19 protein-coding genes are annotated in these 22,599 nt (G+C 67.8%); 5 read left to right on the forward strand and 14 right to left on the reverse strand.

The genetic code is table 11. The features are described from left to right. The first annotated feature begins 70 nt into the window (after nucleotides 1-70). From F6X53_RS13565 to F6X53_RS13575, 3 genes are all read left to right on the forward strand, one after another. Nucleotides 71-1,177, forward strand: coding sequence for an apurinic/apyrimidinic endonuclease family protein (locus F6X53_RS13565; RefSeq protein ID WP_151000588.1), 1,107 nt, complete (start codon nucleotides 71-73; stop codon nucleotides 1,175-1,177). 97 nt (nucleotides 1,178-1,274) lie between these two features. Further along, a complete protein-coding gene (locus tag F6X53_RS13570) occupies nucleotides 1,275-1,826 on the forward strand; it encodes an RBBP9/YdeN family alpha/beta hydrolase (RefSeq protein ID WP_151000591.1) in 552 nt (183 codons plus the stop codon). Between the two features lie 131 nt (nucleotides 1,827-1,957). Next, nucleotides 1,958-2,215, forward strand: coding sequence for a hypothetical protein (locus F6X53_RS13575; protein WP_151000594.1), 258 nt, complete (start codon nucleotides 1,958-1,960; stop codon nucleotides 2,213-2,215). A 7-nt stretch (nucleotides 2,216-2,222) separates the two neighbouring features. On the opposite strand, the gene F6X53_RS13580 is transcribed toward F6X53_RS13575, so the two are convergent. From F6X53_RS13580 to F6X53_RS13610, 7 genes are all read right to left on the reverse strand, one after another. Next, nucleotides 2,223-3,251 carry a YcjF family protein gene (locus F6X53_RS13580; RefSeq protein WP_151000596.1) on the reverse strand — a complete coding sequence of 343 codons (1,029 nt, stop codon included), beginning with the start codon at nucleotides 3,249-3,251 and terminating at the stop codon, nucleotides 2,223-2,225. 37 nt (nucleotides 3,252-3,288) lie between these two features. Further along, nucleotides 3,289-4,737 carry a YcjX family GTP-binding protein gene (locus F6X53_RS13585; protein ID WP_151000734.1) on the reverse strand — a complete coding sequence of 483 codons (1,449 nt, stop codon included), beginning with the start codon at nucleotides 4,735-4,737 and terminating at the stop codon, nucleotides 3,289-3,291. Nucleotides 4,738-4,802: 65 nt separating this feature from the next. Beyond that, nucleotides 4,803-6,002, reverse strand: coding sequence for a hypothetical protein (locus F6X53_RS13590; RefSeq protein WP_151000599.1), 1,200 nt, complete (start codon nucleotides 6,000-6,002; stop codon nucleotides 4,803-4,805). Between the two features lie 94 nt (nucleotides 6,003-6,096). Continuing rightward, complete coding sequence (gene hisN / locus F6X53_RS13595; protein ID WP_151000601.1) at nucleotides 6,097-6,885, reverse strand: histidinol-phosphatase; 789 nt, start codon at nucleotides 6,883-6,885, stop codon at nucleotides 6,097-6,099. Nucleotides 6,886-6,948: 63 nt separating this feature from the next. After that, complete coding sequence (locus F6X53_RS13600) at nucleotides 6,949-8,952, reverse strand: AI-2E family transporter (protein ID WP_151000603.1); 2,004 nt, start codon at nucleotides 8,950-8,952, stop codon at nucleotides 6,949-6,951. A gap of 187 nt (nucleotides 8,953-9,139) precedes the next feature. Then, complete coding sequence (gene pncB / locus F6X53_RS13605; protein ID WP_151000605.1) at nucleotides 9,140-10,432, reverse strand: nicotinate phosphoribosyltransferase; 1,293 nt, start codon at nucleotides 10,430-10,432, stop codon at nucleotides 9,140-9,142. A gap of 141 nt (nucleotides 10,433-10,573) precedes the next feature. Continuing rightward, nucleotides 10,574-11,077: a pyridoxamine 5'-phosphate oxidase family protein gene (locus F6X53_RS13610; protein WP_151000736.1), complete on the reverse strand. Its 504-nt coding sequence runs from the start codon at nucleotides 11,075-11,077 to the stop codon at nucleotides 10,574-10,576. 268 nt (nucleotides 11,078-11,345) lie between these two features. Between F6X53_RS13610 and F6X53_RS13615 the strand changes: the two genes are divergently transcribed. Together F6X53_RS13615 and mobA are read left to right on the forward strand one after the other, a co-directional pair. Continuing rightward, a complete protein-coding gene (locus F6X53_RS13615) occupies nucleotides 11,346-12,476 on the forward strand; it encodes an Mrp/NBP35 family ATP-binding protein (protein ID WP_151000607.1) in 1,131 nt (376 codons plus the stop codon). 3 nt (nucleotides 12,477-12,479) lie between these two features. After that, a complete protein-coding gene (gene mobA / locus F6X53_RS13620) occupies nucleotides 12,480-13,100 on the forward strand; it encodes a molybdenum cofactor guanylyltransferase MobA (RefSeq protein WP_151000609.1) in 621 nt (206 codons plus the stop codon). Between the two features lie 75 nt (nucleotides 13,101-13,175). On the opposite strand, the gene F6X53_RS13625 is transcribed toward mobA, so the two are convergent. The 7 genes from F6X53_RS13625 to F6X53_RS13655 all read right to left on the reverse strand — a co-directional run bounded on the left by F6X53_RS13625 (nucleotide 13,176) and on the right by F6X53_RS13655 (nucleotide 22,293). Then, complete coding sequence (locus tag F6X53_RS13625; RefSeq protein ID WP_151000611.1) at nucleotides 13,176-13,634, reverse strand: peptidylprolyl isomerase; 459 nt, start codon at nucleotides 13,632-13,634, stop codon at nucleotides 13,176-13,178. A 557-nt stretch (nucleotides 13,635-14,191) separates the two neighbouring features. After that, nucleotides 14,192-14,743, reverse strand: a complete 552-nt coding sequence (locus F6X53_RS13630; protein ID WP_151000613.1) for a peptidylprolyl isomerase — start codon at nucleotides 14,741-14,743, stop codon at nucleotides 14,192-14,194. A 31-nt stretch (nucleotides 14,744-14,774) separates the two neighbouring features. Next, on the reverse strand, nucleotides 14,775-15,275 hold the full coding sequence (coaD, locus tag F6X53_RS13635; RefSeq protein ID WP_151000615.1) for a pantetheine-phosphate adenylyltransferase: 501 nt from the start codon (nucleotides 15,273-15,275) through the stop codon (nucleotides 14,775-14,777). 342 nt (nucleotides 15,276-15,617) lie between these two features. Then, nucleotides 15,618-15,860, reverse strand: coding sequence for a hypothetical protein (locus F6X53_RS13640; RefSeq protein WP_151000617.1), 243 nt, complete (start codon nucleotides 15,858-15,860; stop codon nucleotides 15,618-15,620). A gap of 328 nt (nucleotides 15,861-16,188) precedes the next feature. Then, nucleotides 16,189-18,864: a DNA gyrase subunit A gene (gyrA, locus tag F6X53_RS13645; RefSeq protein ID WP_373875963.1), complete on the reverse strand. Its 2,676-nt coding sequence runs from the start codon at nucleotides 18,862-18,864 to the stop codon at nucleotides 16,189-16,191. Nucleotides 18,865-19,283: 419 nt separating this feature from the next. Continuing rightward, complete coding sequence (gene recD2, locus F6X53_RS13650) at nucleotides 19,284-21,506, reverse strand: SF1B family DNA helicase RecD2 (RefSeq protein ID WP_151000621.1); 2,223 nt, start codon at nucleotides 21,504-21,506, stop codon at nucleotides 19,284-19,286. Nucleotides 21,507-21,606: 100 nt separating this feature from the next. Further along, nucleotides 21,607-22,293 (reverse strand): trna delta -isopentenylpyrophosphate transferase, encoded by a 687-nt coding sequence (locus F6X53_RS13655; protein WP_151000623.1) that lies wholly within the window; start codon nucleotides 22,291-22,293, stop codon nucleotides 21,607-21,609. Nucleotides 22,294-22,599: the final 306 nt, after the last annotated feature.

The following is a 22,599-nucleotide window of genomic DNA, read 5'->3' on the forward strand; positions in this document are numbered from 1 at the left end:
GCCGGGCCGATCGCCGATGATTTGCGGGCGCGGGCCTGCGTCCAAATCCGCCCGTCGGCGTTGTCGCTCCATGACGGACACCCCCATCCCCGCCGGCCCCGTGAGCGATGCCGCGCCCCGCCTCGGCTTCTGCTGCAAATTCATCCCGGACACGCCGCCCGGCACCCACAAGACCCTGAAGGCCGCCCGCGAGGCGGCGCTGGCGATGAACGTCACGAGCGTCACGATCGCCCACCTGCAAAGCCTCGGCCCCAGCGCCGCGCAGGCCAAGCTCGCCCAGACCGTGCGCCACAACCTCGTGGCCCTGCAGCGTCAGATCGCCTGGGTCGGTGACCGGCCGCCGCTGGAGCGGCTCCTGCGCATGGCGAGCTCGATCCTGCCCGCCTACACGCATCCGGCGATCCGCCCCCTCTACGCCGAGCCGGACCTGCGCCAAGCCGTCGAGGCCGGTCTGTCCGAGGCCGGCGCCCTGGCGCGGGCGCGCGGCGTCCGCGTCAGCCTGCATCCGGGCCCGTTCTGCATCCTCGCCTCGCGCAATCCCGCAGCGCTCCAGAACGGCATCGAGGACCTCGATTACCACGCCGAGCTGATGGGGCTGATGGGCTACGGCACCGGCTGGCACCCGCACGGGGCCCATATCAACATCCATGTCGGCGCCCGCGACCCCGGGATCGCGGGCTGGCGCGAGAGCCTGCCCAAGGTGAGCAAAGTGGCCCGCGACCTCGTCACCGTCGAGAACGACGAGAATGCGTTCGGCCTCGACGCGGTGCTGCAGCTCGCCGACCTCGTGCCCGTCGTCCTCGACATTCACCACCACTGGGTCGAGAGCGGCGGCCAGTACATCGAGCCGGAGGATCCCCGCATCATTCGGATCCGGGAATCCTGGCGGGGCGTGCGCCCGGTCGCCCATGTCAGCGTCTCCCGCGAGACGGTGCTACCGGACCACGATCCCGACGCGCTCCCGGATTTCGCCAGGCTTCGCGAATCCGGTCATTCCTGGCGCGACCTCGCGGCGCATTCGGACCTGATGTGGAACCGCGCGCTGAACGACCTCGTCGCCCGCCATCTCGCCTGGGCGGATTTCGAGATCGAGGCCAAGTCGAAGAACCTCGCCTCGGCCGGAATCGCGGCCCAGATCGCGGCGAATCCGGGCTTGGCGTCCCTCGCCGCCGAGTGAACCGGGTGCGTCCCCGGTGAAACCGCGGAATCGTGCATGATTTGTTCCATGGGTGCCGCCTCGACGATCCTGCCCCGAGCCGCTATCGCAGGCAGCCATGAAGACAGCCGATTGCGACATCCTGATCATCCCGGGCCTCGCCGGCTCCGAGGAGGAGCATTGGCAGGCCCGCTGGGCCAGCCGGCTCGCCACCGGCCGGATCGTCGCGCAGGACGACTGGCATCAGCCCGAGCCCGCGGCCTGGTGCGGGCGCATCGTCGAGGCGGTCGAGGCGGCGAGCCGGCCCGTCATCCTGATCGCGCACAGCCTCGGTGTCGTCGCAAGTGTCGAGGCCATCAAGGATTTTCCGCCCGGCACCGTGCGCGGCGCCCTGTTCGTGGCACTGCCCGATGTCGAGCGGACGCCGAACTTGCCCGAGCGCGTCCGGGCCTTCGCGCCCCTGCCGCGCGAGCCCCTGCCCTTCCCGTCGCTGCTGGTGGCGAGCCGGACCGACCCCTACTGCGCCTACGAGCGGGCCGAGGATTTCGCCGCATCCTGGGGCTCCCTCCTCGTCGATGCGGGCGAGTCCGGCCACATCAACGTGGCGAGCGGCCACGGTCCCTGGCCGGAGGGGTTGATGCGGCTTGCTGGATTTCTTCGCAATCTCTAGGCGTTAGCCCCGATCCGCCTGTCACCGGCCGCCGATCCTGCGCCGATCCGGCCCGCCGTTAACCCCTCATTTACCAGGATGGTTCTGGATGGGACGAGGTGAGGGCGGCAATCGCTCGCAGGAGATGGATCGTGACGCGAAGAGAGCTTCTGGCCAGACTTGAGGCGGTGCAAACGGCCCTCGGCCCGCGCGCCAACATGTCGTTCAACAGCTCGATCTTCAACGATGCGTCTCTCCTGAAGCGGATCGAGGTCTTCGAGGCGCAGCTCGCGGCCGGCGAGAAGCCGAAGGTCGCCGACTATACCGGCAACATGTTCAGCCGCATCGCGAATCGCCGGAATGCGGCGGCCGCGCCCGCCCCCGCCCGCAAGCTCGCGGCGGGCGAGTAGACGCCTCTCAATCCCCTGCCCGCTCGGTCTCGGCCGAGCGCAGCAACTCGCCCGCCACGTCGGCCAGGCGCGGCGGCGCCTCCCGGGTGAAGGGCAGCGGCCGGCAGACCGCGAGCGCGGCGAGGCCGAACCGGGCCGTCATCAGCCCGTTGAGGACTCCCTCCCCGAGCTTCGCGGAGACGCGGGCCGCGATGCCGAGCCCGAGCACCTGCTGCATCATGCTCTCGCCCACCGCCATCCCGCCCGTCACGGTCAGGTGCGCGAAGGCGGCTCGGGCCAAACGCAGGAAGCCGAGGAAGCCCGGCCGGCCGCCATAGATTTGGGCGATCCGGCGCAGGAGCCGGGCCGCGACGAACACCACGAAGGCCACATCGACGATCGCCCGCGGACTGAGAGCCGTCACGGCGGAGACTTGCTTGGCCGCCGTCGCGATGGCGTTGCGTGCCTGCCGGTCGAGGGGAGCCAGCAATTCGTGCTCGGCGAGACCGATGCGGTCGTCGATGTCGAGAATCGAATCTTCCAGCGCTTCGAGGCGCTTACGGCCCTCCGCGAGAGCGTGCCGGTCGGCGTAGAAGGCGGAGAGGTCGCGCACCACCGCTTGCGCTGCCGAATGGTCACGGGTGCTGATTGCCGCGATGGCGGCCTCGCGCAGGCGCTCCATCCGCCGCTCGCGCCACAATCCCCCGAGCTCCCGGCCCACGATCGCCAGGAACGCGACCGTCGCGAGCGCCAGGAGAACCAGCGCCACGCCGCCGAGCCAGGGTGCGGCCTGGAACAGATCCGCGATCAGCCGCTCCACCGAGAGCCCGACCCCGAGCGACACGAGGCCGCCAAGGGCCATGAGGAGCAGCGACAGCCAGGGCGCCCGGCTCTTCGGGGCGACCGGAACCGGCGCGCCGTCGGCGGCCTCGACGATCTCGAAGGGCTCCTCGACGATCCGCACCTGACTCGTCGGCCCGACATCGGGTGCGACGCCGTCAGTGGCGGGATCGGCCGTCGGAATTCGAAAGGCGCGGGGGCGCTGGGAGGAGCTCATGCGGTCACCGTCGTAGGGCTCGGGCGGATGCACGGCATCAGGCGAGCCTGTCGCCGATCAGGAACTGCATCGCCCGGTCGAGCCGGATCTGTGGCAGATGACCCGGGCGGCCGAGGGCGTCGGGTTTCACCAAGGGAGGCCGGAAGCGCGGGAAACGAAGCGAGCCGGGCTCGACCGCTCCCTCCAGCACCGCCTCCGGACGAGCCGGAAGCTCACCGGGAAACACCGCAGCCTCGCTGACGCCATCGAAGACCGTGTCGCCCACTTGTTCGCCCGCCTCGGGCGTACCGGACACGGCGCGAAAGCGCGCGTCGCCCTCGTGCACCGTGGTCTCGCGGGTCGCCCTGACGGAGGCGAGCGCGACGGTGCCGACGCGAGCGCCCGCGGCTTCCGTCCGGCGCATCGCCCGCGAGACGAGGAGGCGGAGCAGGGCGTCGAGCCGGTCATGGCTCGTCTGATGAAGGTGGTCCGCCTTGGTCGCGGCGAACAGGACGCGGTCCGCCCTTGGTGCGAACAGGCGGGAGAGAATGGTGTTTCGGCCGATATTGAGGCTGAGCAGCACCGCATCCAGCGCTTCCTCCAGCTCCGCGAGCGCCGCCGGCCCGGCATCCACGGCGGCGAGCACGTCCACGAGCACGATCTGCCGGTCGACGCGCTGGAAATGGTCGCGGAAGAAGGGCTCGACCACCTTGGATTTGTAGGCCTCGAAGCGCCGCTCCATCAGCCCGGCCAAGCTGTCGGCGGCGAGCGTGTCAGGCAGATTGTCGAGGGGCGCGAAGGTGAGCGCCGGCGAGCCAGCGAGATCGCCCGGCATCAGGAAGCGCCCGGGCGGTGTTGTCGCGACGGATTCCGGACCGGCTCGGAGTGCTGCGAGATAGGCCTTGAAGGCCTCGCTCGCCCGCTCCGCAAGTGGCTCGTCGAGGGGGGCCGCCGGATCGAGCCCCGCCAGCATGGCCAGCCAAGGCGCGGCGATCTCCGCCCGGCCGGCACGCCGCGTGCCCGCGATGGTGGCGCGCGACCACGCCGTATAGCTCTGCTCAATCAGAGCGAGGTCGAGCAGCCACTCGCCCGGATAATCGACCACGTCGAGCATCAGGGTCGCCGGCCCCGAACGCCAGGCACTGGCGCGCTCGTACTCGATGGCGAGGCGGAACTGGCTGATCCGATCGGTCGAGCGGGGCCAGCGCCGATCCTGCGTCAGGGCGGAGACATGATCCTCGTAGGGAAAGCGCGGGACGTCGTCATCGGGCTGCGGCACGAGGCGGGCGCGGCGCAGGCGTCCTTCTTGGGCGGGTGCGAAGGCCGGCAAGGCGTGCGCCTCGACGAGGTGGTGGATCAGAGCTGTCGTGAAGACGGTCTTGCCGGATCGCGCCAAACCGGTCACGCCGAGGCGCAGGGTCGGCTGGATCAGCAGGTCACTCGACGCTTCCGCGAAGGCCTTCACCGCCAATCCGGCACGCGCGACGAAACTGTTCAAGGGCGGCAAGGCGAGACTCGGCGGGTAGAACAGGGGCCGCGCTGAGGTGGCGCGCGGGAGGGCTGGCTGCAAGGCTATTCCGGCGGCTGGCTCACTTCCGCTGTCGTCGAGGCCCGGTCGCGTCCCGCGTCGAGGCGCCGGATCGCGGCGTCGACGAGATCCGGCCCGGCCTTGAGCGTGCCGAGTTCCACGCCCGACATCGCCAGCATCACCGGCGCGAGATTTGGGCTGGCGTTCCCGTCGGCCGAGAACAGCTTGAGGTCATCGCCGGGCTTGAGCCCGACGCTGCTCGCGATGCGCGCAGCGTAATTTCCGATGCGGACGTCGTCGCCACTGCAGAGAGGCGCTGGCAGTCGCAGGTCGAGCAGCGGCAGGCCGGCTGCGATTGCCGGGAGAGCCGCGGATTCGGCCACGAGCCTGTCCGGAGCGAGGCTCGGCCGCGACAGCAGGGCGCTCGGATCAGCGGCGCCGCTCGGTCGGCCTGTTCGACGGGGTGAATCGGCCGCGATGGACGCCTTGGCGGAGCTCAAGATCCCGATCTCCGGCTGCCGCGTTGCCGGAATCGCCCGCGCGACGGGTCTGCGGGGCCCCGCCGCCATCCGGGCAAGGGGCGACCAGGGCTGGATGCGCAGGGCGGGTCGATGCAGGGCCGGGCCCTTTGCGCGGATGAAGGCGAGGCTGCGCACAGTGCCGCCGCGCCCTTGACGGGCGAGGAAGCGCGCGCGCAGCGTGCGCCCGAGCCCCATCGGCGCGACCGTGGCGGAGACAGCTTGCGTATGGCCGCCCGCCCCGGTCGCCGCGACCGGGTTCGGGAGCCCGCAGGTGGCCGGTGCCCAGCGTCGAACAATCGCGAGTGCAGTTCTTCGGCCGTAATCGCGGTAGTAGCGGCGCAGCAGCAGAGCGGCCGCGTCGGCCCCCTCGGCTGCCGTGGCAAACCCCGTATGGCCCTCGGCATCGGCGCCAATCTCGCCCGACCAGCGCGCGCGCTTGATGCACCAATAATTGTTGAGCTTCACGCAGCGAGCGACGAAGGGCGGATCGATGGTCGATAACCGCACCACCAATGCCAATGAGGCCGGCCGAAGCGTTGCGCCCGCTTCCTGACGCCAGTTCGTCACGGCACGCGCCTCGGGGGCGAAGCGCGGCATCGCGGGTGTGACGGGTGCCGACGCGGGGAAGGACAGGATTGTCTCACTGGATCGACGCGCGGCATCGAGGCCGGCACCGACCTGTGGCAGCAACGTCGTCAGGGCAAGGAGCGCGGTGAGCAGCACGGATCCCGCATCGGCAAAGCTTGTCGGTCTTGCGGCAACGATCCGCGACGCTTTCCGGTTCAATCGATGCGTCGTCGGACACGCCCGACACGCTTCAGGGATTGAGGTGCTCGAGAACGGCCTTGTGCAGGCGCGGATCGCCCGCGGCGACGATGCGGCCTCCCTGCGTCGCCGGCCCGCCATCCCAGGCCGTCACGATCCCGCCCGCGCCCTCGACGATCGGGATCAATGCGACGATGTCGTAGGGCTTGAGCCCAGCCTCCACGACGAGGTCGATCTGACCGGCGGCGAGCATGCAATAGGCGTAGCAATCCGTTCCGTACCGGGCCATGCGCACGCAACCTTCGACCGCCTGGAAGCGATCCCGCTCCTCACCCTCGACGAAGAGGCGCGGATCGGTGGTGGCAAGGATCGCATCGGCGAGCACATCGCAGCGGCGGGTGCGCAGGGTGCGCTCGCCCCGCGCCGTGCGCAGGCGCGAACTCGCTCCATCGCCGACGAAACGCTCGCCAAGGAAGGGCTGGTGCATCATCCCGCGGACGGCGACCCCACCTTTCGTCAGCCCGATCAGCGTGCCCCAGGTCGGCAATCCGGCGATGAAGGCACGGGTGCCGTCGATCGGGTCGAGCACCCAGACGCATTCCGCGTCGAGCCGTTCCGAACCGAACTCTTCGCCCAGGATGCCGTGCGTCGGAAAGGTCTGGCGGATCATGTTGCGGAGGACGACCTCTGCGGCCCGATCGGCCTCCGTGACCGGGTCGAAGGCCGCGCCGCCGCGTGCCTTGTCGTCCAGCCCGAAATGGGCGCGGAAGAACGGCAGGATCGCCTGCCCTGACTCGGTCGCGAGATCGTCCATGAAACGCGCGAGATCGACCACGCTCATCGGCTGACACCCTCTTCGCCCGGACCCGGATTGATGAGACGAAGCGGGCTCCCGCGCGCGGCGTCAAGCCCCTCGCTGGCCCGCTCTCGATCCTACTGGCCCAGTCACACCGGACCGGGCGGCATCGTCGCGCATGGTGGTCAGCACCTCCTCGACAGCCGAGCGCAGGGACGTGACGTGCGCGTCGGCGCCGATCGCCGCCTGTTGCGAGACGTCGGCCACGATCTCGTCGTCGGCACGCCAGAGACCCGCCGCGATGCGAACCTGAGGGATCCGCTTCTTCAGACGGCCGACGAGATTGCGAAGGTGCGTCGGTTCCCCGCTGATCGCCAGCGAGATGATGCAGATCATGCGGGCTGGTCCGGGATCGAAATTCTCGATCCGGCTTCGAGCCAAGTCGGAAAAGCCTACGACCCGGGCGCCGATGCCGCGCCTTGTCAGGAGCTGCGCCAGGATGGCGGCGGCAGCCTCGTCGACGAAGCCTCGGCCGGAGACGCAGAGGACGGCGCCCTCCTGTCGCCACGGAGCCGGGAGGGCCTCCGACCCGGCAGTACCGGAGTCGATCGGCATTCGACCGCAAACGGGATCGGTGCTCGCGCTGTCCTTGACGAGGCGGCCTCCATCCTGATCCGGCCGCTCCGGCGTTTCGTCCGCCCGTTCTGCGAGCTCCTCGATCAAGCCCGTCAGGGATGCGCGGATGTCGGTCTTCTGTTCGGGCGTCAGAACGCCCCGAGCGGCGTCCCGGGCTGCGAGCTCAAGACCTCTCACCACGACCTCGTCGTAATAGGCTGAGAGCGAGCATTCCTGCAGAATGAGGTCTGCATGTTCCTGGACCTCTTCAGGATCGTCCGCGAGGATGCGTTGATAGAAATTCTCGACCGGCGTGAGGGCCGGCTGATCGCCGAAGAGCACGTCGAGGAATTCGAGCTTGTCGACGTGGCGCCCGAGTACCACGAGGCAGACGGTGAGCGGCGTCGAGAGCAGGAGCCCGATCGGTCCCCACAACCACGTCCAGAACAGGGCCGACACTAGGACCGCGAAGGGCGAGAGGCCCGTTGACTGCCCGTAAAGCAGGGGCTCGACGAACTGGCCCACGATGGGTTCGAGGAGCAGGAACAGGATCGCGGTGCCGATCATCATGTTCCAGCCGGGCTCGACCGCCGCGGCCAGCGCGAGGGGAAACAAGGCGGACAGGAATGCGCCGGCGTAGGGCACGAACCGCATCAGCGCCGAGAAGATGCCCCAGAGCACCGGGTTCGGCACGCCGATCAGGTAGAGACCGATGCCGACGACGAGGCCGAAACTCGCGTTTAACGCGAGCTGGACGAGGAAGTAACGGCTCAGGCGTCGGGCGGCGTCGTCCATCGCCACCGTCGTCCGATGAAGGTCGTTCGATCCGGCGAGGCGGATCATCCGGTCGCGCAGGTCCTCACGCTGCATCAGGATGAAGAGAAGCACCACGAACACAATGCCGGCGGTGGCGAGCGGGTGCAGGACCGGTGACAGGACCGTGCCGGCCATCTCGATCGGACCGGGCTGGCGCTCTTTCACCTCGACGAGGACGGGTTTGCGATCGGTATTGGTGCCGGCCGGTGGCACCTTGGCGCTGCCTTCCTCGGTGCTGCTGCCGGCCTGATGGATCGCGCGCCCGATATTGGCGACGTAGCTGGTAGCCTGCCCGATCGGGCTGTCACGCAGGCCCTCGAACTTGTGCTCGATGGTCGCGCGGTAGCGCGGCACGTCGCGGGCGAGATCCGCGAGCTGAACGCCGATCAACGTGGTCAGCGCCGCAACGATGCCGAGGGTCGCCATCACGGCGATGCCGACCGAGAGGAGGCGGCCAAGGTTGATCCGCCGGAGCAGGTTGACGAGCGGCCCCAGCACGAAGGAGAGCAGGACCGCGATGGCGATGGGGATGAAGATCTCGCGGCCGAAGTACAGAATCGCGACGATTACCGCCCCGACGACGGTGGGTGAGGCGAGCGCGGCCTTCGGGACCTCGGCGGCGGCTATGCGCGTCGGACGCGGCGGGAGGAGGGACGCCTCCGGGCTCGTGTTCCTGGCCATTTCCATCCGATCTCGACGCAACGCGGGCGGCCATGCCACCCTCCAGCGGGCCTCGCCGCCTGAGGAACGGTGTCATCGGTGAAACGATCCTGGATGATCGGCGAGATTATAACGGACGCGTGATCGATCGGGCGCGGACAGGCCGATGGATGCGATGGCGTCCGCGGCACGCAGGTCTGGGCCGGTCTCAGACCACGACCGGCAACACGGCTTGGCCACCGGTGCCGAAAACCCGCTGGTAGCGCGCGATCTCGGCCTCGGGCCCGATCGCCTTGGTGGGGTTGTCGGAGATCTTCACGGCCGGCCGGCCATTCGCCTCGATGACCTTGCAGACGATCGAGATCGGGTCGAGCCGCCCATCGGGCACGAGGCCGCGGAAATCGTTGGTGAGCAGCGTGCCCCACCCGTAGCCGATGCGCAGACGTCCGTGGAAACGATCGTGGATCGCCTCGATCATGTCGATGTCGAGCCCGTCCGAGAAGATCGCGAGCTTCGAGGCCGGATCGCAGCCGCGGGATCGCCACCACGAGATTGCCTCCTCGCCGCCAGCCATGGGCTCCTTGGAGTCGATACGCATGCCGGTCCAGGTCGTCATCCAATCGGGGGCGTCGGCGAGGAAGCGCGTGGTGCCGTAGGTGTCGGGAAGGACGACCAAGAGGTTGCCCTCGTAATCCTGTTGCCAGTCCCGCAGCACGTCGTAGGGCGCTTGCGCCAGGGCGGCGTCACCCTCGGCGAGCGCGGCGTAGACCATCGGGAGCTCGTGCGCATTCGTGCCGACGGCCTCGACCTCGCGGCGCAGGGCGATGAGGCAGTTCGACGTGCCGAGGAAGCACTCCCCGAGGCCAGCGCTCATCGCTTCGACGCACCAGTCCTGCCAGAGGAAGCTGTGACGGCGACGCGTGCCGAAATCGGCGATCGAGAGACCGGGCAGCACCTTCAAACGCTCGATCTTCTCCCAGACGCGGGTCATGGCCCGGGCATAGAGCACCTGGAGTTCGAACTTGCCCATGCCGCGCAGGACGCCGCGCGAGCGCAATTCGTTGAGGATCGCGAGCGCCGGCACTTCCCACATCGTGGTCTCGATCCACAGACCGTGGAACGTCAGGTCGTACTGCCCGTCGCGCACCTCGAGCTCGTATTCGGGCAACCGGAAGGTCTCGAGCCAGTCCATGAACTCGGCCGAGAACATCTGGCGCTTTCCGTAGAAGGTATTTCCGCGAAGCCAGGTGGATTCGCCCCGCGTGAGCCGCAGCGACCGGGCATGGTCGAGCTGCTCGCGCAGTTCCCCCACATCGACGAAATCGGCGATCCGCACGCGCCGGGTGCGGTTCTGGATGCCGAAGGTGACGCTCGTATTGCGATGGCGGCGAAAAATCGTCTGCGCCATCAGCAGCTTGTAGAAATCGGTATCGAGCAGCGACCGCACGATCGGGTCGATCTTCCAGGTGTGATTGTACACCCGCGTCGCGAGATCGATCATGGTGGCTCGGAGTCAGTCCTAGAGAAGGCTGACTCCGAGTGACCCCGGAGCCGGTCTCGAGTCAATCACTGCCGGCGTCACAGCCAAGGTGGCACGTGCCGGCGCGATCGCGCCACGGCGCTCGCGTCGGCGCCGATTGCCTCAGGCGAGATCGACCTTCTTGGTCTCGGTCTTCGGGCTCTCGCCGGTAACCGCGGCCTTCACGTAGCCGTAGAGGTGCAGCATCGTAGCATTGGGACTGTCCCAGTACTCGCCCTTCTCGGGATGCACGCGGAGAAGGGCGACCTCCGGATCATCCTTGCCGTTGGGGAACCAGGTCTTCAAGCTCTCATTCCACTTGTCATTGATGATCGCCTGATCGGTGACGATCTCGGCCTTGCCCGCCACGGAGACGTAGGTCTGCGTCTTCGGATCCGCGAATGCCAGGTTGACTTGGTTGTCCTTCGAGATTTCGGCTGTCTTCGGGGAGTGGAGCTTGGTAAAGAACCACAGGTCGCCGACCTCGTCTGCATCTTGGCTCCACATCGGCCGGCTGTAGAGTTTTCCGTCCGGGTCGATGGTGGTCATCATCGCGACCTTGATGTCCTTGATGAGGTCGAACAGCTTCTTCGCGCCTTCGTGATCGCGATGGTTGCCCTGATGCATGAAAATTCTCTCCAACTCGCCTGACGACACGCGGCTCGGCGGGGCGCGCGGCTGCGCTCCGGCCACCGGAGGGTCGAGGATCGTGTCGACAACGGACAAGCGCCGCGTTGGTTTCGAAGCGCTTGTGGGCGCGGTCGTTCCCGCTTGTCCGGGCGAAGCGGCCAAACCCCTGGCGTTTCCGGCGGGGCGGGTTACATGATGGCGCTTGGGGGCTGCATGACGCCGGCCGTGGCCGTCCGGCAGCGCCAGGTGGTCAGGAGCAAGCGTATTGGCGATTACCCGCGACGACGTGCTGAAGGCGCTCGCGACCGTGACGGTCGATGAAGGCGGCACCACTTTGCCCGGCTCGGGCCGCCTCTCCCAGGTCCTGGTCGATCCGAGCCAGCGGGTCATGTTCTCGATCCTCGTCGACCCGAATGAGGCGGATCGCTTCGAGCCGGTGCGGCGCAAGGCGGAGGGCGTCGTCCTGGCGCTGCCCGGCGTCACCGGCGTCTTCGCGAGCCTCACCTCGGAGCGCGGATCGAACCTGCCACCATCCGCGAGCCCGCCGCGTCCGGCGGCCCCCCCGCCGCGCGGGGCCGCCCCGGGTCCGGGTCCGGCGCTGCCGGGCGTACGCCACATCGTGGCGGTGGCCTCCGGCAAGGGCGGCGTCGGCAAATCCACGACCGCCTGCAATCTCGCCCTGGCCTTGCAGGCGCAGGGATTGCGCGTCGGCCTCCTCGACGCCGACATCTACGGCCCGTCCGTGCCCAAGCTGTTCGGCCTGTCCGGCAAGCCGCGGGTGATCGAGGGGCGGACCCTCGAGCCGATGATCGGCTACGGCCTCAAGGTGATGTCGATCGGGTTCCTAATCGAGCCCGAATCCGCGATGATCTGGCGCGGTCCGATGGTGCAATCCGCGATCACGCAGATGCTGCGGGAGGTCGCCTGGGGCGAGCTCGACGTGCTCCTCGTGGACATGCCACCGGGCACCGGCGACGCGCAGCTGACCATGGCGCAGGCGACGCCTCTGTCGGGTGCCGTCATCGTCTCGACGCCGCAGGACCTGGCGCTGATCGATGCCCGCCGGGGCGTGACCATGTTCAAGAAGGTCGCAGTGCCGATTCTCGGCGTGATCGAGAACATGGCAACCTTCGTCTGCCCGAATTGCGGACACGCATCGCATATCTTCGGCCATGGCGGCGCCCGCGCGGAAGCGGAGCGTCTCGGCGTGCCCTTCCTCGGCGAGGTGCCGCTCAACATGACGATCCGCGAGACCTCCGATTCCGGCCGCCCCGTGGTGGCGACGGATCCGGACGGTCCGCAGGCCCGGGTCTATCGGGAGATCGCCGGCGCGCTCTGGCGGAACCTCTCGGGGGCCCCGAGCGGCCGGGCCGCCCCGAAGATCGTCATCGAGTAGGTAATGCCGACCCTCGGGGTGATCCTCGCAGGGGGGCTGTCACGCCGGATGGGAGGCGGGGACAAGCCGCTGCGGAGGCTCGCTGGCCGCACCCTGCTCGACCGCGTGGCCGCGCGCTTCGCCCCGCAATGCGCGGCGGGCCTCATCCTCAATGCCAATGGCGACCCGACACGCTTCGCCAGCCTCGGCCTGCTTATGGTCCCGGATGGCGTGCCCAACAATCCGGGCCCCCTCGCGGGCATCCTGGCCGGCCTCGATCATGCCGCGGTCCATCATCCGGAGGCCCGGAACATCGTGAGCGTGACCGGGGACGCACCGTTTCTGCCGGCCGATCTGGTCACGCGTCTCGACGCCGCTCGTCAGGATGCGGGCGTCCCGATCGTCGTGGCGGCATCCGGCGGACGCCAGCATTTCACGACGGCACTCTGGGACGTCTCTCTGCGGGCGGATCTGCGGGAGGCCTTGGTGGAGCGCGATGAGCGCCGCGTCGGCGCCTACCTCGCGCGCCACGGCGCGGCCGCGGTCGAATGGCCGATCGAGCCGGTCGATCCGTTCCTCAACGTCAATACGCTGGAGGACTTGGACCGCGCGGAACTGCTGCTCGCGCGCCTCGATCCTCCATAGGGCGCCCTGCCCTACAAACGCGAAGGGCCCGCGCCTCCCGGCGCGAGCGCTCCGATTCCGGGATTGGTCGTCCGGTCAGGCCGCCGCGACACTCGCCTTCACGATCCGGTCGGGATCGCGGACGGGTTCGCCGCGCTTGATCGTGTCGACGACGTCCATGCCCTCCACGACCTTGCCCCAGACCGTGTACTGCTTGTCGAGGAAGCGTGCGTCGCCGAAGCAGATGAAGAATTGCGAGTTCGCCGAGTGCGGGAAGTTGGTGCGCGCCATCGAGCAGGTGCCACGCACGTGCGGCTCGCTGTTGAACTCGGCGTTCAGGTCCGGCAGGTCGGATCCGCCCGAGCCGGTTCCGGTCGGGTCGCCGGTCTGGGCCATGAAGCCGTCGATGACGCGATGGAACGGCACGCCGTCGTAGAAGCCCTGTGCGGATAGCGTCTTGATGCGCTCGACATGGTTCGGAGCCAAGTCGGGGCGCAGCTCGATGACGACGCGGCCCTTTGTGGTCTCCAGGACGAGAGTTTCGGTGTCAGCCATGGTCTCCAAGCTCCTTAGTCTTCGGATTCCCGATACAGTGAGCGAAGCGCCACCGGGCGCCCCGCGATCGCCCCGCCGAGGGCGGGTGTGATGTGAGCCGGCGTGGAGCGCCGGATCGATGCGAGCGTCGTGCGGAGCTCAGCCGCTCTGGCTTGGCTGCCGGCCGCACCCGCCGCGAAGGTGTTGCGCGCCACTTCGATCAGCCGGCCGACGCGAGGCGAAGCGTGCCGTGACCGGGACGCCCCGCGCGTGCTCCGACCCCGTTGGCGCCCCGCAGCAGGCTGCCGGAACAGCGTCGCGTTCTGGCAGCGAGTTCGCAGCCTGCCCAGGCCCTGACCGCAGCGAGACTACGACAGGCCCGGGCAGCATCCGCGGCGGCTTGCGGGGCAACGATCCCCGAGAGATGCCCGATCTCCGGGTCGGATCAGCACCAGGGTCGTGGCCGCGCGAGCCGTTCCCGCCGCAATCCTACCCGCGATCGCTGCCACGGTCGAACCTGCGCGGCCGGCGGGCATCCTGCGCCGAACCCGCGCCAAGCGTCGATCTTTGCCCGGCCGCTACTTGGCCTTCTCGGCCAGCTGCATCTTCACGATCTTGTCCGGGTTCTGCACGCCGCCGCCAGATGCGCCGGGCGCAGCCTTCTTGATCTTGTCGACGACGTCCTGGCCGTTCGAGACAAGGCCCACGACCGTGTACTGGCCGTTGAGGAACGCCGCGTCACCGAGGCAGATGAAGAACTGCGAGTTGGCCGAGTTTGGATCGGAGGAGCGGGCCATGCCGACCGTGCCGCGGCGGAACTGGGCGGAGGAGAACTCGGCCGGGATGTTGGGCAGGCTCGATCCGCCGGTGCCGTTACCGTTCGGATCACCCGTCTGGGCCATGAAGCCGTCCATGACGCGATGGAACTTCAGGCCGTTGTAGAAGCCCTGATTGATCAACGTCTTGAGTTGCTTGACGTGCTTCGGGGCGAGATCGGGGCGAAGCTCGATGGTGATGCGGCCGTCCTTGGTGTCGAGGTAGACGGTGTTCTCGTCGGCGGCGCGAGCCGCGCTGGAGAAACCGAGTGCGGCACCGAGCGCGAGCGCGAAGACGGCATTCCGACGGTTCATAGGCAAGTGGTCTCCTTGAGAAAGCGTGCGGTCAGGCCGCGGCGAAGCGGGCGGCCAGCCGGGCGGCGACGCTCGGCGGCACGAAGGGCGAGACGTCGCCCCCCATGGCCGCGATCTGCCGCACCAGGGTTGCGGTGATCGGCCGAACGTGGATCGAGGCCGGAAGAAACACGGTCTGCACCTCGGGCGCCATGGCGCCGTTCATCCCTGCGAGCTGCATCTCGTAATCGAGGTCCGTGCCGTCGCGAAGACCCCGGATGAACAGCGTGGCACCGAAGCGCCGTGCCGCGTTCACCGCGAGGTCATCGAAGGTGACGATCTCAAGATCCGTGGCCTCCGCGGCGGCGAGTGGCCCGCAGGTCTCGCGCAGCAATGCCGCGCGGTCCTCGGCCGAGAACAGCGGCGTCTTGCCCGGATGCACCCCGATCGCGATCACGAGGCGGGACACGAGACGGCAGGCCTGACGCACAACGTCGAGGTGGCCATTCGTGACCGGGTCGAAGGAGCCGGCATAGAGCGCGGTGCGGATCATTGCCGGAGGGCGTAGAGCATTTTGCGCACGAACGGAACCGCCGAGCCCCGCAATGGTGCGTGTTCCGGCCGATCGGAGCCCTGCCGCAGCCGGTGGCTGCCGGCCTCCGGCGCACCGATGTCCCGGATCGTAGACGGAGCCGAGTCCGACCGCGACCGGTCGGAGGTCGCCGACTCCCCTGCCCCGCTGATGCATTCGACCGCAAGGCCGAACGGCGCCCGGATCTCGCCGTCGGCAGGCTCGATCGCTCGAAGCGCGCTGTCAGGCGTACCTGTGTCGGAGGTGCCGCAGGACTGACGGCGGAACAGCTTCAAGGCCGATTGGATGTGGCGTCCCTCAACCTCAGGCCGCCAGAGGGCCAACGATTGCCGGCTTCGTGCCGTCCGGGCGGCGCATGTCCTGGGCGGAGAGGTAAGCCGCCAGGAACTCGGAGGTCGTGTGACGGAGCCCGCTCGGATGAGTCACCGTCACGTCCGCGAGGCCGCTGCCGAGGAGTGCGAGGGCCTTGTCGAGGGCGTCCGTCATCGAGCTGCGCTCGAACGCGATGGAACGGGCGGTATCGGTGGCACTGACCAGGAAATACACCGCTGACGATCCTCAACATGGATGGGGCATGGACCGGACGGCTCGACCCGGTCGTGCGACAGGAGAAAGATTTGACGAACCGCGAGCGCATCCCGCGGAAGATGCTTCCGCGACCGCTGCGACGACGATCAATGACCGCATGATCGCGGCAATTCATGGAAGAAGTTTTGACGAAGTTGAGTTTTGGCCCTCAGTGACTGCACGAAGTTGAGGCAGTCTCGATTTTCGCGCAGTCAAGCCGGAATGAGGGGTCCGTAGACGCCGACAAAAAAGAGCGGGCGCCCGATCAGGCGCCCGCTCGAACCGTCGCTGCACGCGGCCCGGCCGGTCAGGCGAGCGTGTCGCCGTCGCCCTCGACATCCACCTCGGCTTCGTCCTCACCCTCGATGTGCTCCACGGAGACGACCCGCTCGTCTTTTGCCGTGTTAAACACGGTGACGCCCTGCGAGGCGCGCCCGACGATGCGGATGTCGTCCACCGGCACGCGGATCAGTTGGCCCGCATTGGTGACCAGCATGATCTGGTCGGAGGGCTCCACCGGGAAGGAAGCGACCAGATGGCCGTTGCGCGGATTGACCCGCATCGCCGTGATGCCCTTGCCGCCGCGCCCGGAGGTCCGGTACTCGAAGGACGAGGAGCGCTTGCCGTAGCCGCGCTCCGAGAGCGTCAGCACGAATTGCTCGTGGGCGCTCATCTCGTTGTAGCGCTCCAGCGAGATCGCGGAAGCTTCCGTCACGCCCTCCTCAGCCTCAGTCGCATTGTTCTCGTCGCCCTCGCCCGCATCGCCGATGATGGCCCGGCGCATCTTGAGGTAGCCGGCACGTTCTTCCGGCGAAGCCTCGAAGGCGTTGAGGATCGTCATCGAGATGACGCGGTCGTCCTTGGCGAGGTTGATGCCGCGCACGCCGGTGGAATCGCGCCCCTTGAAGACGCGCACGTCCTCGACCGGGAAGCGGATGCACTGCCCATCCTGCGTGGTGAGCAGCACGTTCTGGTCACCCCGGCAGATCTCGACGTGAACGATATGGTCGCCCTCGTCGAGCTTCATGGCGATCTTGCCTGAGCGGTTCACCTGTACGAAGTCCGAGAGCTTGTTGCGCCGGACCCCACCGCTTGCGGTCGCGAACATCACGTCGAGGGTTTCCCAGGATGCCTCGTCCTCGGGCAGCGGCATGATCGTGGTGATGCGCTCGGTGCCCGCATCCATGGCCAGGATGTTGACGAGCGCCTTTCCGCGCGCGTTTGGGGCGGCCATCGGCAGGCGCCAGACCTTCTCTTTGTAGACCTGCCCCTGGTTCGAGAAGAACAGGACCGGCGTGTGGGTGTTGGCCACGAACAGCCGCGTCACGAAATCCTCGTCGCGCGTCGACATGCCGGAGCGGCCCTTGCCGCCGCGTCGCTGGGCCCGATAGGTCGAGAGCGGCACGCGCTTGACGTAGCCGGCGTGCGACACGGTCACGACCATGTCCTCGCGCTGGATTAGGTCCTCGTCCTCGACATTCGCGTCCCAGTCGAGGATCACCGTCCGGCGCGGCGTCGCGAACTGCTCGCGCACCTCGGCGAGCTCGCCCTTGACGATCCCCTGGATCCGCGCGCGCGAGCGCAGGATGTCGAGATAATCCGCGATCTCCGCTGCGAGTCTCTTCAACTCGTCGCCGACTTCGTCACGCCCGAGGGCAGTGAGGCGCTGGAGGCGCAGGTCGAGGATGGCGCGGGCCTGCACCTCCGAGAGGCGGTAGGTGCCGTCATCGGCGACGCGGTGGCGCGGATCGTCGACGAGCGCGATCAGCGGTGCGATGTCGTGCGCTGGCCAGTCGCGGGCCATCAGGGCCTCGCGCGCCGTGTTCGGATCGGGCGAGGTGCGGATCAGCCGGATCACCTCGTCGATATTGGCGACCGCGATGGCGAGGCCGCACAGAACGTGGGCGCGTTCGCGAGCCTTGTTCAGAAGAAACTTCGTGCGGCGGGAGACAACCTCCTCGCGGAAATCGACGAAGGCCTGAAGCAGATCCTTCAGGTTCATCAATTCCGGGCGCCCGCCGTTCAGCGCCACCATGTTGCAGCCGAACGAGGTTTGCAGAGGCGTGTAGCGATAGAGCTGGTTCAGCACCACGTCGGCCATCGCATCGCGCTTGATCTCGATCACGATGCGCATGCCGTCGCGGTCGGATTCGTCGCGCAAATCCGAGATGCCCTCGATGCGCTTCTCCTTCACGAGCTCCGCGATCTTCTCGATCAGCGTGGCCTTGTTCACCTGATACGGGATCTCGGTGAAGATCAGCGCTTCGCGCTCCTTCCGCAATTCCTCGACATGGGACTTCGCGCGCATGATCACGGAGCCGCGCCCCGTGGCGTATGCCTGCCGGGTCCCGGCACGCCCGAGGATCGAGCCTCCGGTCGGAAAGTCCGGACCGGGAACGATCTCGTTCAACCCCTCGATGGTGATACCCGGATCGTCGATGAGCGCGACGCAGGCATCGATCAATTCGCCGAGATTGTGCGGCGGAATATTGGTCGCCATCCCGACCGCGATGCCGCCGGCGCCGTTGACCAGAAGGTTCGGGAAGCGAGCCGGCAGGACTGTCGGCTCCTCGCGCGACTCGTCGTAGTTCGGTCCGAAATCGACGGTGTTCTTGTCGATGTCGGTGAGCAGCGCGGTGGCGGGCTTGGCGAGGCGCGATTCCGTGTAGCGCATGGCCGCAGCCGAATCGCCGTCGACCGATCCGAAGTTGCCCTGCCCGTCGATGAGCATCAGCCGCATCGAGAAGTCCTGCGCCATGCGCACCAAGGCGTCGTAGATCGATTGGTCGCCGTGGGGATGGTAGAGACCAATAACATCGCCGACGATGCGCGCGGATTTGACGTATTTGCGCTCGGGCAGATGGCCCGATTCATAGGCTGCGAACAGGATGCGGCGATGCACCGGCTTCAGGCCGTCGCGCGCATCGGGCAAGGCCCGGCTCACGATGACGCTCATCGCGTAATCGAGATAGGAGCGGCGCATCTCGTCGGTGATGGAAACGGGCTTGATGTCGGTCGCGGGCGGCGGTGCGCCAGCACCCTGATCGTCTTTGTCTGCCAAGATCTTGTTCCGTCTCGCGGATCTTGAAGTGAGAGCCGCCTGCCAGAGCCGTGACGTGCCGGCAGCGCACCGCTTCAGTGCCCATGCCGACCGTCTGGAATACGAATGATATCAGTTGGTTAATTAATCATCACGAGGCTTCGGCGCAAGGCGCAGTTGCTCCTGCGCGGGCGCTGTTGTGCTGGTTGCCAGCACCGCACATTCTTCAACGGAATGCGTCGCGTGATGGCGCGCAGTAGCATTCCCACGCGTCATGTCCCGAGGGCATCGCGCAAGCCGCGCGGCTCGCGTCACAACCATCGGCGGCGTTTCACGGATTTCTAGTTCGATCGACCGCGCGGTCAGGTCAGACGCAGATCATCCCGGCCGGCTTCGAGCCAATCCCTCATCTTGGTCCACCGACGCCGGGTCCGCGTTCCCCTTATCGCCATGGCAATCGCCTTGCGCTGACCGATTAGCACGACGAGGCTGCGACCTCGGGTGACCCCGGTATAGAGCAGGTTGCGGGCCAGCATGGTCCAGTGCTGCGTGGTCACCGGAATCACCACGGCGGGGTATTCCGAACCCTGGCTCTTGTGGATCGTGGTGGCGAAAGCCGGAACCAATGTGTCGAGCTCGGCAAATGGGTAAGCGACAGCCCGTCCGTCGAAATCGACGATGAGCAGGCCAGCCTCCGCATCGAGTCCGGTCACACGCCCCAGATCCCCATTGAACACGTCGCGATCGTAGTCGTTCCGCGTCTCCATCACCCGATCGCCCGGTGCGAAGCGCCATCCGAAGCGCTCGATCTGCGTGGGCGGATCCGGATTGAGCGCGCGCTGCAACGCGTGGTTCAGATTGCGGGAGCCGAGCGCTCCACGGATCATCGGGGTGAGCACCTGAACGTCGCGGATCGGATCGAGACCGAAGCGCTTCGGAATGCGCTGCGTCACGACGTCGAGGAGCTTGGCAACACCCTCCTCGGGGTCTTCGATCTCGATGCAGTAGAAATCGCTGGTGGATCCCCGCTCGGGCCATTCCGGCATCTCGCCGTGATTGATCCGGTGGGCGTTGACGACGATCCGGCTCTCTGCGGCCTGGCGGAACACTTCGGTCAGGCGGGCGACGGGGAGTCTTCCCGATCGGATGATGTCGGACAGGACCTGACCCGGTCCGACCGACGGCAGCTGATCGACATCGCCGACGAGGAGAAGCGCTGCCGGTTCCGGCACCGCTTTGAGCAGGGCATTCATCAGCGGCACGTCGACCATCGAGGCTTCATCGATGACGAGACAATCGCAATCGAGCGGATTCTCGGCATTGCGGCTGAAGCCGCCATTGCGCGGATCAATCTCGAGGAGCCGGTGGATCGTCTTTGCCTCAATCCCCGTCTGTTCGCTCATGCGCTTGGCAGCCCGGCCCGTCGGTGCGGCGAGGGCCACGCGCATGCCTTTGGCCGTGAGGATGCGCAGGATCGAATCGAGGGTCGAGGTCTTGCCGACCCCTGGCCCACCGGTGATGACGCAAAGCTTCGAGGCGAGCACCAGGCGCACCGCCTCGCCCTGAGACGGTGAGAGCTTCTTGCCGGTTCGGTCCTCGACCCAGGGGATTGCCTTCTCGATATCGAGGGCTGCCCAGGGCGGGGTGCCGCCAGCGCGGATCAGCAGGCGTTCGGCAATGCTGCGCTCGGCCGCATGCAGACCCTTCAGGAACAGACAGGGCTCGCCGTCGAGTTCATCGGCCACGACCGTCTCGCCCGCGCGGAGCGTTGCCGCGGTGGCCAACCGGATGGCATCCGCATCGACCTCCAGGAGCTTCACGGCGAGCGTCATCAAGTGTTTGGCCGGCAATCCGCAATGGCCTTCGTCCGTGGCGGTCTGCAATGCGAAGGCGATGCCGGCATCGAGGCGCTGCGGCGCGTACCGGTCGAAACCGAGGCGCATCGCGATGGCGTCGGCGGTCCGGAACCCGATGCCCCGGATGTCGCGGGCGAGGCGATAGGGATCTTGCGTCATCACGGCGATGGAATCGTGCCCGTAGGTCCGGAAGATGCGCACAGCCCGCGCCGTGCCGACGCCGCGGGCGTGCAGGAAGATCATAATCTCCCGCACCGCCTTCTGTTCGGCCCAGCCGCGCACGATGCGCTCGGCGCGCTTCCGGCCGATGCCCGGCACCTCATTCAGGCGGCCGGGCTCTGCCTCGATGATCTCGAAGGTGTCGGCGCCGAACTGCGCCACGATCGCCTTGGCGAGGCTCGGCCCGATGCCCCGCATCTGCCCGCTGGAGAGATAGCGCTCGATGCCCTCGATGCCGGTCGGCGGCGTCGCCCTCAGGGTGAGCGCCTTGAATTGCAGGCCGTGCCCGCGGTCGGTGGTCCAGTGGCCGGTGGCGGTGACCCACTCGCCGGCGCCGATGGCGGGGGCATGGCCCACCAGGGGCACGAGGTCGCGCCGGCCGCGCACCGCGACCTTGAGGACGCAGAACCCGGTCTCGGCATTGTGGAAGGTCACCCGCTCCACCGTGCCGGCGAGCAGGTCGGCGGGCGCTTCCTGGCGAAATTCAGCGGACCGGACCATGCGGTTCATCGGATCCCCTCAGGGGCTGCCCGCAGCTTTGCCGAGTTTCTGCTGCTTATCGTTGAATATCGACGGGTTTGACCGCCGGACACACAACCATCGTGCGAATTCAGGCCGCGGCGGCGCGGCGGTTCGATTTGTTGCGCTGGGGCCAGCCGAGGGCGACGAGGCGGGCCTTGGCGTAGTCGCGGACCTCGTCGCGGGTGCCTTGCGGCATGGCGTTGAGGATCCGCTGGGTCTCGGTGTCGAGCATCAAGTCCGTGACGGCATTGACGGATTCGGCCGCGTCGATGCGGCGCTTGAGGTCGCCCTCGGCCTCCGTGACCTCGTCGAAGGGCTCGGAATCATGGAACTCTTCATGCACGGCGTGCACGGTTGCGGGCTGGCCGCGGCGGAATTCATCCGCTTCCTCCTCGGAATAGACGAGGCCGTGCAACTCGATGAGCTTGAGGATGACCCGGTCCTTGCCGCGCTTCTCCGCCATGGCGTAGACGTAGGCCGCCTGCTTGCCGGACACGCGGTAATTGACGTTGATCAGGGCCTCGCCGAGGGACCACTCGATCCGCTCGGTGCCGGGCTTTGCCCCGGGCAGGCGCCCGCGCACCAGGATGACGGCCTCGTCGCGCTCGGCCCGGATGATGGTCGGCGCCTCGAACAGGATGCCGGCCTGGGCGGCGATGCGCTCGAGCGTCTTGTGGTAGATGACGGCCGTGCCCTGCACCCGCCAGACGTTGCCCGCGAAGGGCTCGCCGTAGCGCACGAGGATGTCGGCGATCTGCTTGTCGGCGGTCCGCATGGGCAACGCTCCGAAGGCTCGAATCGGGATGGGCCGGGCGGCGCAGAGGTGCCGAGAGCCCGGGCTACAACAACCGTCCGTTGTCTAGTTCATGTTTTGTTCTAGTTCTGGGATATGGCAATTCCAGGGCCGCGCACAAGGGCGGCAAGGGCCGGGCGGGCGGCAGAATCGTCGCGGGGCCCGGCTCGAATCATGAGGGCCCGGGCATCGCGCGATGCCCGGGCCCTCGAACCATCAGGCGCCGACGCGCCTCCCGGAGCCGGTCCCGATCGCGTCGCGACCGAAAACGGCTTCAGGCCTTTGCCG

The sequence above is a fragment of the Methylobacterium soli genome, assembly GCF_008806385.1.
Lineage (GTDB): Bacteria > Pseudomonadota > Alphaproteobacteria > Rhizobiales > Beijerinckiaceae > Methylobacterium > Methylobacterium soli.

Excerpts from the sequence above, each read along its gene's own strand:
- F6X53_RS13565 (WP_151000588.1), top strand. The coding sequence starts at position 71 with ATGACGGACACCCCCATCCCCGCCGGCCCCGTGAGCGATGCCGCGCCC.
- F6X53_RS13570 (WP_151000591.1), top strand. The coding sequence starts at position 1,275 with ATGAAGACAGCCGATTGCGACATCCTGATCATCCCGGGCCTCGCCGGC.
- F6X53_RS13580 (WP_151000596.1), bottom strand. The coding sequence starts at position 3,251 with ATGAGCTCCTCCCAGCGCCCCCGCGCCTTTCGAATTCCGACGGCCGAT.
- hisN (WP_151000601.1), bottom strand. The coding sequence starts at position 6,885 with ATGAGCGTGGTCGATCTCGCGCGTTTCATGGACGATCTCGCGACCGAG.
- F6X53_RS13600 (WP_151000603.1), bottom strand. The coding sequence starts at position 8,952 with ATGGCCAGGAACACGAGCCCGGAGGCGTCCCTCCTCCCGCCGCGTCCG.
- pncB (WP_151000605.1), bottom strand. The coding sequence starts at position 10,432 with ATGATCGATCTCGCGACGCGGGTGTACAATCACACCTGGAAGATCGAC.
- F6X53_RS13610 (WP_151000736.1), bottom strand. The coding sequence starts at position 11,077 with ATGCATCAGGGCAACCATCGCGATCACGAAGGCGCGAAGAAGCTGTTC.
- mobA (WP_151000609.1), top strand. The coding sequence starts at position 12,480 with ATGCCGACCCTCGGGGTGATCCTCGCAGGGGGGCTGTCACGCCGGATG.
- F6X53_RS13625 (WP_151000611.1), bottom strand. The coding sequence starts at position 13,634 with ATGGCTGACACCGAAACTCTCGTCCTGGAGACCACAAAGGGCCGCGTC.
- F6X53_RS13630 (WP_151000613.1), bottom strand. The coding sequence starts at position 14,743 with ATGAACCGTCGGAATGCCGTCTTCGCGCTCGCGCTCGGTGCCGCACTC.
- coaD (WP_151000615.1), bottom strand. The coding sequence starts at position 15,275 with ATGATCCGCACCGCGCTCTATGCCGGCTCCTTCGACCCGGTCACGAAT.
- gyrA (WP_373875963.1), bottom strand. The coding sequence starts at position 18,864 with ATGCGCCGCTCCTATCTCGATTACGCGATGAGCGTCATCGTGAGCCGG.
- recD2 (WP_151000621.1), bottom strand. The coding sequence starts at position 21,506 with ATGAACCGCATGGTCCGGTCCGCTGAATTTCGCCAGGAAGCGCCCGCC.
- F6X53_RS13655 (WP_151000623.1), bottom strand. The coding sequence starts at position 22,293 with ATGCGGACCGCCGACAAGCAGATCGCCGACATCCTCGTGCGCTACGGC.